At 39.0% G+C, this 12,835-nt stretch carries 13 protein-coding genes; 5 read left to right on the top strand and 8 right to left on the bottom strand.

Going from position 1 to position 12,835, the window contains the following annotated elements:
* Positions 1–6: 6 nt before the first annotated feature.
* Complete coding sequence (gene ubiU, locus AACL31_RS02385; protein ID WP_310511351.1) at positions 7–1,002, bottom strand: ubiquinone anaerobic biosynthesis protein UbiU; 996 nt, start codon at positions 1,000–1,002, stop codon at positions 7–9.
* Positions 1,003–1,253: 251 nt separating this feature from the next.
* Between ubiU and ubiT the strand changes: the two genes are divergently transcribed.
* Positions 1,254–1,772: a ubiquinone anaerobic biosynthesis accessory factor UbiT gene (gene ubiT / locus AACL31_RS02390; RefSeq protein WP_310511350.1), complete on the top strand. Its 519-nt coding sequence runs from the start codon at positions 1,254–1,256 to the stop codon at positions 1,770–1,772.
* Complete coding sequence (locus AACL31_RS02395) at positions 1,766–2,272, top strand: N-acetyltransferase (RefSeq protein ID WP_339053723.1); 507 nt, start codon at positions 1,766–1,768, stop codon at positions 2,270–2,272. Before ubiT ends, AACL31_RS02395 begins: the two co-directional genes overlap by 7 nt.
* On the opposite strand, the gene AACL31_RS02400 is transcribed toward AACL31_RS02395, so the two are convergent.
* Positions 2,231–2,554: a GIY-YIG nuclease family protein gene (locus tag AACL31_RS02400; RefSeq protein ID WP_409013895.1), complete on the bottom strand. Its 324-nt coding sequence runs from the start codon at positions 2,552–2,554 to the stop codon at positions 2,231–2,233. The two genes, AACL31_RS02395 and AACL31_RS02400, sit on opposite strands and share 42 nt — an antisense overlap.
* Positions 2,555–2,869: 315 nt before the next feature.
* Here AACL31_RS02400 and AACL31_RS02405 point away from each other — a divergent pair, with 315 nt between their 5' ends.
* The gene (locus AACL31_RS02405) at positions 2,870–3,118 is read left to right on the top strand and encodes a DUF1471 domain-containing protein (protein ID WP_310511348.1); all 249 of its coding nucleotides are present in this window, start codon (positions 2,870–2,872) and stop codon (positions 3,116–3,118) included.
* Between the two features lie 105 nt (positions 3,119–3,223).
* A complete protein-coding gene (locus AACL31_RS02410; RefSeq protein ID WP_310511347.1) occupies positions 3,224–3,664 on the top strand; it encodes a YhbP family protein in 441 nt (146 codons plus the stop codon).
* On the opposite strand, the gene nrdG is transcribed toward AACL31_RS02410, so the two are convergent.
* The 5 genes from nrdG to pyrB all read right to left on the bottom strand — a co-directional run bounded on the left by nrdG (position 3,661) and on the right by pyrB (position 8,569).
* The gene (nrdG, locus tag AACL31_RS02415; RefSeq protein ID WP_310511346.1) at positions 3,661–4,125 is read right to left on the bottom strand and encodes an anaerobic ribonucleoside-triphosphate reductase-activating protein; all 465 of its coding nucleotides are present in this window, start codon (positions 4,123–4,125) and stop codon (positions 3,661–3,663) included. The genes AACL31_RS02410 and nrdG overlap by 4 nt on opposite strands.
* Positions 4,126–4,130: 5 nt before the next feature.
* Positions 4,131–6,329, bottom strand: coding sequence for an anaerobic ribonucleoside-triphosphate reductase (gene nrdD, locus AACL31_RS02420; protein ID WP_339053724.1), 2,199 nt, complete (start codon positions 6,327–6,329; stop codon positions 4,131–4,133).
* 346 nt (positions 6,330–6,675) lie between these two features.
* Positions 6,676–7,059 carry a RidA family protein gene (locus AACL31_RS02425; RefSeq protein WP_310511099.1) on the bottom strand — a complete coding sequence of 128 codons (384 nt, stop codon included), beginning with the start codon at positions 7,057–7,059 and terminating at the stop codon, positions 6,676–6,678.
* A gap of 98 nt (positions 7,060–7,157) precedes the next feature.
* Positions 7,158–7,622, bottom strand: coding sequence for an aspartate carbamoyltransferase regulatory subunit (pyrI, locus tag AACL31_RS02430; RefSeq protein WP_310511344.1), 465 nt, complete (start codon positions 7,620–7,622; stop codon positions 7,158–7,160).
* 11 nt (positions 7,623–7,633) lie between these two features.
* On the bottom strand, positions 7,634–8,569 hold the full coding sequence (gene pyrB, locus AACL31_RS02435; RefSeq protein WP_032114414.1) for an aspartate carbamoyltransferase: 936 nt from the start codon (positions 8,567–8,569) through the stop codon (positions 7,634–7,636).
* An 807-nt stretch (positions 8,570–9,376) separates the two neighbouring features.
* On the opposite strand from pyrB, the gene rraB reads away from it, so the two are divergent.
* A complete protein-coding gene (gene rraB, locus AACL31_RS02440; RefSeq protein WP_409013900.1) occupies positions 9,377–9,799 on the top strand; it encodes a ribonuclease E inhibitor RraB in 423 nt (140 codons plus the stop codon).
* 136 nt (positions 9,800–9,935) lie between these two features.
* Here the strand turns inward: rraB and AACL31_RS02445 are convergent, their stop codons facing one another.
* Positions 9,936–12,833: a valine--tRNA ligase gene (locus tag AACL31_RS02445; protein ID WP_310511343.1), complete on the bottom strand. Its 2,898-nt coding sequence runs from the start codon at positions 12,831–12,833 to the stop codon at positions 9,936–9,938.
* Positions 12,834–12,835 lie beyond the last annotated feature (2 nt).

Consider the following 12,835-nt stretch of genomic DNA (forward strand, 5'->3'; position numbering starts at 1 on the left):
CTTATCCTATTGCCATTTACGATGATAAGCACCTAATGTGGTCTGTTTACCTTCAGAGAGATTTTCCAATACATTGCTCCAGTTTTGATTGGTAATGAATTTTTTAGGATCATTTTTGCAATAATCAATAGCTTGCCGCCAGATATGGGTAACGTCGCCAACATAAGTTGGGCTTCGCTGGCGGCCTTCGATTTTGACAGCGGCAATATCTGCCAGCATCAATTCTGGTAACAATTCCAGCGTATTTAGGCTAGTAGGCTCTTCTAATACATGATATTTTTTTCCATTGAGACAGTATCTTCCTTTACAAAGAGTTGGGTAACTAGCATTTTCATTATTTGAATAGCAATCGATTAAAATGTTATTTAAGCGCGACTCCATACCTTGGTCGGTTTGTTGCCAGCGTACAAATCGGGCTGGAGAACAAGCCCCCACGGTATTGGGTGATTCTCCTGTCAGATAAGAAGAAAGATAACAGCGTCCCTCCGCCATGATGCAAAGGCTGCCGAAAGCAAAAACTTCCAATGCTACCGGGCTGGTTTTGGCTAACTGTTTAACTTGATGTAATGATAGAACACGAGGAAGCACTATTCGTTGGACAGCGAAATTACGGTGATAAAATTCAATCGCTGCAATATCTGTCACTGAAGCTTGAACGGAAACATGACGTTCAATATGGGGATATTTATTGGCCGCATATTCTAAGATAGCCAGATCAGCCAGGATCAGCGCATCAACACCGATTTGCGCAGCCATATCAACGGCGGATAGCCAGCGATTAAAACCATTGGGGTGAGCAAAGGTATTGATAGCAACATGTAATTTGCAATTATGATCATGAACGTATTTGACGGCTTCAACCAATTTTTTTTCGCTAAAATTTAAACCAGCAAAATGACGTGCATTAGTGTCATCTTTAAAACCAATATAGACCGCATCGGCGCCATTATCGACAGCTACTTTTAAGGCAGGTAGGTTGCCTGCCGGACATAATAATTCCATTGATGATCCTAGCGTATAGTTAGATGTCTATCGATTGTAGTCAAGGTGTAATATGGTTGTTTTGACTTAAACCAGATTACTTTCTTTTGTGAATTGATTTTGCTAGATGGAGCATAAAATTGAACGGACTTAATCGATTGTTGGTTAAATTTTGATGTGGATTCAAGGATATTAATTAATAATTTGGCAGAATGGATGATTATCATTAATGCTTAAAAATATATCATAAAAGTGTAAGAGGAATTTGCAACGTGTTAAAAAAAATTCGCCAGCAGATTATCCAACAAGGGCCTAAATTGATGCGTTTACCATTAAAAGCTACGCCTTTTATATTAGAGCGTCAAATTCTGGAGCAATTACTAAGTTGGCAATTTCAGCAGGCATTAAACGATGGCGAACTGGATTTTTTGCAGAATAAATGGCTAAGAGTTGAGGTGCAAGATGTACAACTTGTTTGGTATATTAGCCTGCAGGCAGGTAAAATCATAGTTAGTAGGGATCAACAAGCAGATGTCAGTTTTTGTAGTGATGCGAATGATTTAATTTTAATTGCCGCGCGTAAAGAAGATCCTGACACCTTATTTTTCCAACGTCGATTGCATATTGAAGGTGATACAGAACTTGGTTTGTATGTAAAAAACCTGTTAGATGCATTTGAGTTAGAGACCATGCCGGCAATTTTACGTTTTGGTTTATTGCAATTAGCCGATTTGATTAAACTAGTACAAAATGAAAATATTGATTATAAAGAGCGTGCATTATCATGCTAATTCGAGTTGAAATTCCTATTGATGCGCCAGGTATTGATCAATTATTACGTCAAACTTTTCCCACCGATGCTGAGGCTGATTTGGTGCAGAAATTGCGTCAGGACGGTTTATTGGTATTGGGAATGGTGGCGACTGATGATAAAGGAAAAATTATTGGCTATATCGGTTTTACGTTAGTAGATGTCAACGGTGATAAGGAGTGTCAATGGGTGGGGTTAGCGCCATTAGCTGTTGATAGCGCTTATCAACGACAAGGTATTGGGGCAAAATTGGTTTGTGAGGGATTAGATAGTCTAAACGAATTTGGTTATAAAGCGGTAGTAGTGTTGGGTGATCCAGACTATTACCGTCGTTTTGGTTTTACGCAGGCTTTACCGCATCAATTAACATGTAAATGGCCTGGAATGGAGGCCTATTTTCAAGTTTATGCGTTAGATAATGGTAATTTAGCCGATTATTCAGGATTGGTAAATTTTTCGTCTTATTTTGATGATTGCTAATTTGGCAAGATAACCAACCAGATCTAAAGGTTGGTCTGCGACAAGTTGTTCTTTTTGTGCTTTGGTTAATTGTTTTATTTGATATTCTAAGGACAATGCCTCTGAATGACTTGTTAGTTGGCATTGGTAGACTAATAAAAGAGGGGGTTTACCTCTTAAAGCTTTAGCACCTTTGCCTAAGAGATGTTGTTGTAGGCGGCGCTCGATATCTGTGGTGATACCAGTATAAAGCGCATTTTGTCTATTTCTTATCAAGTAAATTGACCAATGCTTTTTCATCATATTGGTTTGATTAAATTAGGTTTTAGTTAATTTTATAGAAAAAATAAGTCAATTTTCTATACTGATTTTGTGGTGATTATGTGCCCTGTAAGGTGTGTAAACGCTATTTTAACAAAATTAAAAGAATTATTTTTTATATGTTATTCATTTTTTTTGAAAGACAGCAACAAAAAAAACTAATCCAAAATTTTAACTAGTGCCTATACTATGATCTATATCACAGGAATAACCAATAATATTTCTGAATGATAATAATCAATTAAGGAGTTTATGATGAAAAAATTACCAGCTGCTTTAATTTAGGTTTTAGGTGCGTTGTCATTCGGTACAATCGCTGATGAGGCAAAACAAGTCATGCAATTTCCTGCTCAGCAGCCAATGGATGTTGTCTCTGTTGTTGTGGGAGAAACGCCTACTAGTGCCGTTGAGCAGTTAGCTAAAGAAGCTACCAAAAAAGGGGCAACTAGCTATTATGTTACCTTTTTAGCCTATACACAAAATAAAGTACAAGCTAATGCCCGCATCTATGGTAACAGTCAAGCTACTTCTCCAGCCTATAGATAATTGGTAGTATAAATTATCGGATGATGATAGCGCTTTAATTTTTGATAAAAACACGCTGAAGAGTTATTCTCAGCGTGTTTTTACTTAAGGATATATATTACGACTATGTTAGCTGATCAATCATCATTAGCTATTATGCAACAATATCTTTCGCGTCAGCATGTTTTTTCGCTATTTACCTCTTTTCAGTCAGATGTCTGGCCTGCCATTTGTTTTTATACCTTTAACTCCCAAACGATGTCGTTATATTTTTTGACTGAAACCAGTACTTGCCATGGGCAACTGATGCTTAAAAACCCGCTTGTGGCTGGCACTATTTGTTGTCAAAACAAAACAGTGGCCAACATACAAGGAATACAATTTATCGGTAAAGTCGATTCTCTAACCGGCAAAGAAGAAAAGCAAGCCAGGCAAGATTATAATCGACGATTTCCAGTCGCTATGGCAGCCAGTATCCCTATTTGGCAATTATATTTACAACAGATCAAAATGGTCAATAATAAGTTAGGTTTTGGCACTAAACTGGTCTGGCATCGTGATAGTTAATTCAGTCTATGGATCACTTGATTATGACTACCTCGCCATAATAGATTGGGGTCATAGCGCGCTTGAATAAATTTACCATCAACTAATACATCAAGATAGTTAACCACGGCTCGTTGATTATCAGTTAATTGGTTAAGGGTATAACCGGTCCACAACCAAATATCTTTATCTGGGCATTCGTGTTTAATGCGTTTAACCAGTTGTAAAATCGTCTCTACATTTTGTGGATGTAATGGGTCGCCGCCAGAGAGGGAAAGTCCCTGACGAACGATCCTTTGGTCTTGCAAATCAGTGATGATTTGATTTTCTATTGCTTGGGTAAACGGTTTACCCGAATCAATTTTCCAGGTGCTTTTGTTGTAACAACCTTTGCATTGATGGAGACAGCCAGCGACAAATAACGTACAACGTGTTCCTGGGCCATTGACCACATCAACCGGGTAATATCGATGATAATTCATAATCATTATCCAAGTTGACCATTTTTCAAATGTTTAACGCGTCGTTTGACTTCTTCTTGTTTACCGCTATTGAATGGTCTAGCATCGGGACTGCCAAGATAACCACAAACGCGGCGAATAACCGAAACGCGGGTTGGATCATGATTGTCGCAAGATGGGCAGACGAATCCTTTACTGGTACAGGCAAATTCACCTGCAAAACCACATTCATAACACTCGTCAATTGGGGTATTGGTGCCATAATAGGGGATATGGTGGTAACTGTAATCCCAGACATCTTCTAATGCTTTTAAGTTATGCTGTAAGTTTGGATATTCACCGTAGCAGATAAAGCCGCCATTGGCTAAAGCTGGGTAAGGGGCTTCAAAGTCAATTTTATCGTAGGGATTGACTTGTTTTTCGACATCCAGATGAAAACTATTGGTATAGTATCCTTTATCAGTAACCCCCTCGATTAAACCGAATTCAGCCACATCTAAGCGACAAAATCGGTCACATAAATTCTCACTGGGGGTACTATATAAGCTAAATCCATAGCCGGTTTCAGCTTTCCAGTGATCTGTCGCTGCACGTAGCTGCTTAATGATCTGATAGGATTTTTGTCGCAGAGTTTGATCATCAAAAACATGTTGTTGCGTACCATAAAGTGCATTGATTGTTTCATGCAGGCCGATATAACCTAAAGAGATCGATGCACGACCACGTTTAAATATTTCAGCAATATTGTCTTCTGCTTCTAAACGAACGCCACAAGCACCTTCCATATAAAGAATTGGGGCGACACGCGCTTTGACATTTTCCAGTCTGGCGATACGCGTCATCAGTGCTTTTTTGGTAATTGCCAATCTGTTATCCAATATTTGGTAAAATCGTTGTTCGTCACCTTTTGCCTCAATTGCTATCCGGGGCAAGTTAATACTGATCACACCGAGATTATTACGTCCTTCATGAATAGCTTGACCTTGCTCTTCATAAACGCCCAAGAAACTGCGGTAACCCATCGGTGTTTTGAAAGAGCCCGTGACGTTTACCACCTGCTCGTAGTTAAGAATATCTGGATACATCCGTTTACTGGCACATTCAAGTGCAAGCTGTTTAATGTCGTAGTTGGGATCGCCATATTGGTGATTGACCCCCTTACGGATAGCAAAAACTAATTTTGGAAATACCGCGGTTTTACGATTTTTACCTAATCCAGCTAAACGATTTTGTAAGATAGATTTTTGGATTAATTGTGACTCTTTTGAGGTTCCTAAGCCAAACCCAAAGGTAACAAAAGGTGTTTGGCCATTTGCAGTGTGCAGTGTATTGACTTCATATTCTAGTGATTGAAAAGCGTCATAACACTCTTTTTCTGTTCTGCTCTCAGCATAGGCAAATTGGTCGGCAATTTGCCATTCTTTGGCAATTTTTAAGTGTTTTTTATAGCTCGCCTGAACAAATGGAGCCAGCACTTCATCGATACGATTAATGGTAGTACCACCATAAATATGGCTGGCCACTTGGGCTATAATTTGTGCTGTGACGGCGGTGGCGGTTGAAATTGATTTTGGTGGCTCAATTTCAGCATTGCCCATTTTAAAACCTTTGGTTAACATGCCTTGCAAATCGATCAGCATACAGTTAAACATTGGAAAAAATGGTGAGTAATCCAGATCATGATAGTGAATTTCACCACGTTCATGCGCCATAACGACATCACGCGGTAAAATATGTTGTTTAGCATAATGTTTAGCATAATGTTTAGCATAATGTTTAGCATAATGTTTAGCATAATGTTTAGCATAATGTTTAGCAACAATACCTGCTAATAAATCGCGTTGAGTTGGAATAACCTTACTGTCCTTATTCGCATTCTCATTAAGTAACGAAACATTACTTTGCTCAATTAAGCCGCGAATTTCGTGAGTAAGACGGCTACGTTGTTCTCTGGCAATGTCCCGTTCATGGCGATATTCAATGTAATTTCTGGCCAGATCTTTATAAAGACCCGCCATCAGTTGATTTTCAACTGCATCTTGAATTTCATGAATATCAACGGCTTGGCGGTTGCCTAATTGTTGTTCGACGACTGAGGCGACAACTGCACAATATTGATCATCGCAAATCCCAGTGGTAGTGGCTGCACGCATGACGGCTTCTTTGATCCGATTTTTATCAAAAACGACCTGACAACCATCGCGTTTAATAACTACTGTTTTCACAATAGGCTCCTCCAATTATTATCCACAACTTAATCACAATTAATCAGGTAGCATTAAATTGTGGATAACTTGTCTATAAATTCTATATCTAGTACTTTTAAGTATATTAAAGCACAATATATAGTATCTGGAGGTTATTTAGCAGGGCTTTTATTGATCTAAAACAAAGAAGTTTGATGTTGTTTGCTTTTTAGCTAAATGTTAATAACAACAGAGAGGTTTAAGTTGCTAATGATTTAAAAATCTTTATAGAAAAAGTTTCTATAAAGATTTGGTTAAGTAAATGGTTAAATCACAAGCGTTAGCTAAGTTTGATTAGGCATAATATCAAAGTTAGGGGTTTTTATTAACGAATAGCTATCGCTTCAATTTCAATGCCAACATCTTTTGGTAAGCGAGCAACTTCGACGCAAGAACGAGCAGGATAAGGCGCATTATGTTGGTTAAAAAACGCTTCATAAGTGGCATTTACGCTCGCAAAATCATTCATATCTTTAACAAAAACGGTAGTTTTAACAATATTAGCCACACTGAGCCCCGCTTTTTCTACGATAGCCTGAATATTTTTCAGTGACTGTGTTGTTTGGGCAATTATGTCTTCAGCTATTTCACCGGTTTTCGGATCAATCGGAATTTGGCCGGATGTAATAAGCATGTTGCCAAGATCAACACCTTGCACATAAGGGCCGATAGCTGCTGGTGCATTTTCAGTTTTAATTTCGTATGACATAAGTTGTTATTTACCTTGTAGTCTAAAAGTTAATTATAAATTTACTACCACCACTATTCTAGTGGTCGACATGAATGAGAGGGTTATATAATACTGCATTACATATTATTAATTACCGCATGTCGATCAAAGGTTTTTTCACAATATTTGCATGTCAGAATGACTTCATTATGTCGCTGCTTAATGGTAAAACTGCTACTGACCGGTTCATTATTGCTAATGCAGTTACTGTTAGGACAGATCAAAACTGCATCAATTTGCTCAGGTAAGGTAATTGATAGCTTTTTTTCCACTTTATAGTCTTTAATACAGTTAACGGTGGCATGGGGAGCATACATTGCCAGTTCGTTTGCTTGTTCAGGGGTGAGAAAGGTATTTTCAATTTTAATCAGATCTTTTTTACCTAAGTGATTAGAAGGTAGATTTAAACCTATGGTAATACGCTGATCAGTTTGCGTTAATTTAAACAACGAAAGTAATTTAAAACCCATTTGGGCAGGAATATGGTCGATAACGGTGCCACAGCTAATTGCTTCTACTTGTAATTTGTGGTTATTTGCCATAATTGAATGCCTCAGAAATTAATGGTTTTATTTAAGATCAGTGCTAGAAGTGCTTGTCGTGCATAAATACCATTACCGGCTTGCTGAAAATAGTAAGCATGGGATGTTTTATCAACATCTGTAGTAATTTCGTCCATGCGTGGTAGAGGATGTAAAACTTTCATGCCAGGTTTAGCGACGGCTAATTCATGGCTGTTTAAAATGAATTGGGCTTTAACATTAGCATATTCAGAAGGATCTAAACGCTCTTTTTGCACTCGAGTTATATAGAGAATGTCCAGTTTTGGCAAGACCGCCTCTATGTTGTCATGTAAGCTATAAGTTACCCCTTTTTCTTCTAGCAGATGAAGGATATGAGCTGGCATCGATAAAGCTTCAGGTGCAATAAAATAGAGATGATTATTATCAAACTTCGATAATGCTTGGGTTAATGAATGAACGGTTCGGCCATATTTTAGGTCACCAACCATCGCAATATGCAAATTATTTAAGCTGCCTTGGCTCTCTTGAATGGTGAATAGATCGAGTAATGTCTGGGTAGGATGTTGGTTGGCACCATCACCGGCATTGATCACGGGAATTTTTCCTGAAAATTGAGCCGCTAAACGTGATGCACCCTCTTGTGGATGACGGATAACAATGGCATCAACATATTGGCTAATAACCGATATCGTATCTGCCAAGGTTTCGCCTTTTTTACCTAACGAAGTATTATTACTGTCGGAAAAACCCACCACCGAAGCACCTAAGCGGTGAATGGCTGTTTCGAATGAAAGGCGTGTACGGGTGGAAGCTTCAAAGAAACAACTGGCAATCACTTTATGTTTTAGCAGATTCGGTTGGGGATGTTGTTTTAGTGATGTAGCAACTTCAAGTACAGTGAGTAGATCTTCACGCTTTAAATCATTAATCGAGATTATGTCTCGAAGATACAACGGATTAACCATCGTGTTGTTCCTCCTTTCTTTGTACCATATCTAAGTATTGTTATGCCAAAAAAAAAGCCCCTCATTGAGGGGCTTGAATAAATAGGGTTAATTGAGGAGGAAATGCAATAACTAAATAGCCCAATGGCAGCAATGCATATATTGATTCTTTTAAGCATTGGTTATGCATTTCTTCTCCCACAAAAATTTTGGCGTATTATACGCCGCTCTGTCAGTATAGCAAGTGATTACAGAAAGAAAATTGAAAAAAATGGTTAAAAATATAATGCATTGAATTTAGAAAAAATTTTTTGCGCGGTAACAAAATAATTGTTACTGAACCTACTGAGGAATATTTTGGCAACATTAAACCTACAATTCTTAGCTGCCAATAATCAAATGGGTGGTCTATTTTTCGTTATCTGCTAATCGAAAATCAATTTTTTTTGTTGATATTCACTTAAATAATCATACCCGAGTTGCTTTTTATTAAACAGAACTCGGTAATTTTACTTATTTTTTTATATTGAACTTATATTCAAATCATGATCATAAAAAATCCAAATCAATCTGAATATAAATTTCTTTGTTGTAATAGTAGCTCTCCTTCGTTGGCTATGGGAGAATGCAAAAGTTACTGTCATATTAATACAGAGGGAGCGCGACATGGTTAATAAAAAAGTACTAGGAGAGCAGCACGCAGATACCCGTTTGGATGTTGAAAATGTAGCGACGGATAGCAGTGATCCTAATGTGTTTTATGAAATAGAGCAGTACCTTTCAGCTGAAGAGTTGACGTTGTTTAAAAAAGCATTATCAGAACAGCAAATTTCCACAGAAAATTTGTTACTGGAGCAAAAAGCAGTTGCAGAGCAGCGAGCAGAAACGCATTCAATCATCGAAGAATTATTGGAAGATGGTAGTGATCCGAATGCTTTGTATGAAATAGAACATCACTTTTCGGCCAAAGACTTTAAGTTATTGGAAAAAGCGGCAATAGTGGCATTTAAATTGGGTTATGAAGTGCATGATGCTGAAGAGCTAGAAATTGAAGATGGTACAGTACTGATGTGTTGTGATGTCTATCGAGATAGCGCGCTTGATGCAGAATTAATTGATAAGCAAGTCGTACAATTGATGATGTTAACTGAGAAAATTGGCATTAACTACGATGGTTGGGGTACTTTCTTTGAAGATCCTAATTATGATGATGCGGAAGAAAAAGACGTTGAACCGAAGGAATTACACTAGAATCAAATTGTTAGAATAGAAAGGACAGGGATTATAAATCAGCTGATGATGCATATTGAGTTGAGTAAGTAGGGTGGTTAGAGTAAGTTTGTCAGCTAACAACACTGCTATATAAGGTAGCAGTGTTGTTTCTTATTTAAAGTGAGCTAATAGTTACTTTTTGATTAGTCAGTTTTTGTTTTGCTGCTAAATGTCCCGCCAGGCGCTCTCGTTCTTTTTCAACAGCAGCAGCAGGTGCTCGGCCAACAAAACTATCGTTAGCTAATTTGTTTTCAATCGCCGCTATCTCTTTGGTTAATTTATCCAGCTCTTTATCAAGCCGCGCTAATTCGGTATCTTTATCGACTAAATCTGCCATTGGGATCAACACTTCTGCTCCATCTATCAGTTTAGTTACAGCAAGTGGTGTTGGTTGCTGTTCATCCAAAATAGTAATAGAACTAAGGCGGGCCATTGCTTGAATAAAATTCAGATTTTCTGTAATACGTCGTTTGGTTGCATGATTAGCACCGCGTAGTAGCAGATCTAATGGCTTACCGGGTGAGATATTCATTTCTGCCCGAATGTTACGTATGGCAATAATCAGTTCTTTGATCCATTCCAGATCATAACGCGCCTCTTCATCAACTTTGGCTGGTTCAAAGATTGGGAAAGGCTGTAACATGATAGTGTCTTGTTGGATGCCTTTAATCACTTTCACCCGTTGCCAAATCGTCTCGGTAATAAATGGAATAATAGGATGTGCCAGCCGTAATAGGCTTTCCAGTATTTCAATCAAGGTATAACGTGTGGCACGAATTTCTGCCTCATTTCCTTTATGGATAGCCGGCTTAGACAGTTCTAAGTACCAATCGCAGAACTGGTTCCAGGTAAACTCATACAAAATATTGGCAGCGATATCAAAGCGATAAGTATCCAATGCTTCACGATACAATTTTACCGTTTGGTTAAATTCTGCCATGATCCAGCGATCAGCCAGCGAAAAAGTCATTTCCCCACCATGCTGACCACAATCTAGACCTTCTGTATTCATCAGGACATAACGACTGGCATTCCAAAGTTTATTACAAAAATTGCGATAACCAGTAAGACGTTTCATATCCCAATTGATGTCTCGCCCGGTCGATGCTAATGCTGCAAGCGTAAAGCGTAAAGCGTCAGTACCATGCGCTTCGATGCCTTGCGGATATTCTTTACGGGTACGTTTAGCAATTTTTTCGGCTAATTGGGGTTGCATCATATTGCCAGTACGTTTTGTCAGTAAATCTTCCAGCGAGATACCATCGATCATATCCAATGGATCGATGACATTGCCTTTGGATTTTGACATTTTTTGCCCTTCTTCATCGCGGATCAGGCCTGTCATATAGACGGTTTTAAAAGGAATTTGCCCTTGGCCATTTTCATCTTTGATGAAATACATCGTCAGCATGATCATGCGGGCTATCCAGAAAAAGATAATATCAAAGCCACTAACCAACACATCCGTTGGATGGAAAGTTTTTAACGCCTCGCTATTTTCTGGCCAGCCTAATGTTGAAAAGGTCCACAGACCAGAAGAGAACCAGGTATCTAATACATCTTCATCTTGATGTAGGCTAATATCAGCGCTGAGGTTGTTCTCTCGACGAACTTCCTCTTCGTCATGTCCGACATAGACGTTACCGTCTTTATCATACCAGGCGGGTATTCTATGTCCCCACCATAATTGGCGTGAAATACACCAATCTTGAATATCCTGCATCCAGGAAAAATACATATTCTCATACTGTTTAGGAACAAACTGAATACGGCCATCTTTTACCGCCGCAATGGCTTGCTCTGCTAATGGTAGGGTACGAACATACCATTGATCTGTCAGCATGGGTTCAATAACAACACCGCCACGATCGCCATAAGGGATGGTAAGTTGATGCGGCTTTACGGCAACTAATAATCCTAATTTTTCTAATTCGCTGACCATCGCTTTACGGGCAGCAAAACGTTCTATTCCCTGATAGTTTGCAGGGATTGTTGTGGTATAAATAGTGCTAGGGTTGCCTGCTTTGTCGAATACTTCAGCTTGTTGGCGGATATGGCCATTGAAATCGAAAATATTGATCATTGGCAACTGATGACGTTTTCCCACTTCATAGTCGTTAAAATCGTGTGCTGGTGTGATCTTCACACAGCCGGTGCCTTTTTCCATATCGGCGTGTTCATCACCGACGATAGGAATACGGCGATTAACCAATGGCAGTATAATTTGTTTGCCGATTAAATCCTTATAGCGCGGATCAGCGGGATTAACTGCAACACCCGTATCACCAAGCATGGTTTCTGGTCGAGTCGTGGCAACAACCAGATAATCTTGGCCTTCGGCAGTTTTTACCCCATCAGCAAGGGGATAACGTAAATGCCACATAAAACCGTTAACTTCTCGATTTTCAACTTCTAAATCGGAAATTGCGGTATGTAGCTTAGGATCCCAGTTAACTAATCGTTTACCGCGATAAATAAGATCATCTTGATAGAGCCGAATAAATGCTTCTTTTACTGCTTTCGAGAGGCCTTCATCCATGGTAAAGCGTTCACGTTGCCAATCAACAGAGTCACCCAGTCGTCGCATTTGCTGAGAAATATTACCGCCAGACTCGGCTTTCCATTGCCAAATTTTTTCAATAAACGCTTCTCTGCCATAGTCATGACGAGTTTTATTCTCTTCTACATCAATTTTGCGCTCAACAACCATTTGAGTGGCGATCCCCGCGTGATCTGTGCCACTTTGCCATAGGGTATTTTTCCCTTGCATGCGCTGGTAGCGAATTAAGGTATCCATGATCGTTTGCTGAAAAGCATGCCCCATATGCAGGTTACCCGTGACATTAGGCGGCGGGATCACGATACAAAAACTCTCTTTGCTGTTATCACCGTGTGGTGCAAAATAGCCGTTTTTTTCCCAGTGTGCATATAAAGGTTGTTCAATTGCAGCTGGCTGATAAGTTTTGTCGAGTGATGGCTCAGACTGAGTTTGATTTGCGGGTTTCTTTTCCATCT

Source organism: Arsenophonus endosymbiont of Crataerina pallida, from assembly GCF_964020125.1.
Taxonomy (GTDB): domain Bacteria; phylum Pseudomonadota; class Gammaproteobacteria; order Enterobacterales; family Enterobacteriaceae; genus Arsenophonus; species Arsenophonus nilaparvatae.

Excerpts from the sequence above, each read along its gene's own strand:
- ubiU (WP_310511351.1), bottom strand. The coding sequence starts at position 1,002 with ATGGAATTATTATGTCCGGCAGGCAACCTACCTGCCTTAAAAGTAGCT.
- AACL31_RS02395 (WP_339053723.1), top strand. The coding sequence starts at position 1,766 with ATGCTAATTCGAGTTGAAATTCCTATTGATGCGCCAGGTATTGATCAA.
- AACL31_RS02400 (WP_409013895.1), bottom strand. The coding sequence starts at position 2,554 with ATGATGAAAAAGCATTGGTCAATTTACTTGATAAGAAATAGACAAAAT.
- AACL31_RS02410 (WP_310511347.1), top strand. The coding sequence starts at position 3,224 with ATGTTAGCTGATCAATCATCATTAGCTATTATGCAACAATATCTTTCG.
- nrdG (WP_310511346.1), bottom strand. The coding sequence starts at position 4,125 with ATGAATTATCATCGATATTACCCGGTTGATGTGGTCAATGGCCCAGGA.
- AACL31_RS02425 (WP_310511099.1), bottom strand. The coding sequence starts at position 7,059 with ATGTCATACGAAATTAAAACTGAAAATGCACCAGCAGCTATCGGCCCT.
- pyrI (WP_310511344.1), bottom strand. The coding sequence starts at position 7,622 with ATGGCAAATAACCACAAATTACAAGTAGAAGCAATTAGCTGTGGCACC.
- pyrB (WP_032114414.1), bottom strand. The coding sequence starts at position 8,569 with ATGGTTAATCCGTTGTATCTTCGAGACATAATCTCGATTAATGATTTA.
- AACL31_RS02445 (WP_310511343.1), bottom strand. The coding sequence starts at position 12,833 with ATGGAAAAGAAACCCGCAAATCAAACTCAGTCTGAGCCATCACTCGAC.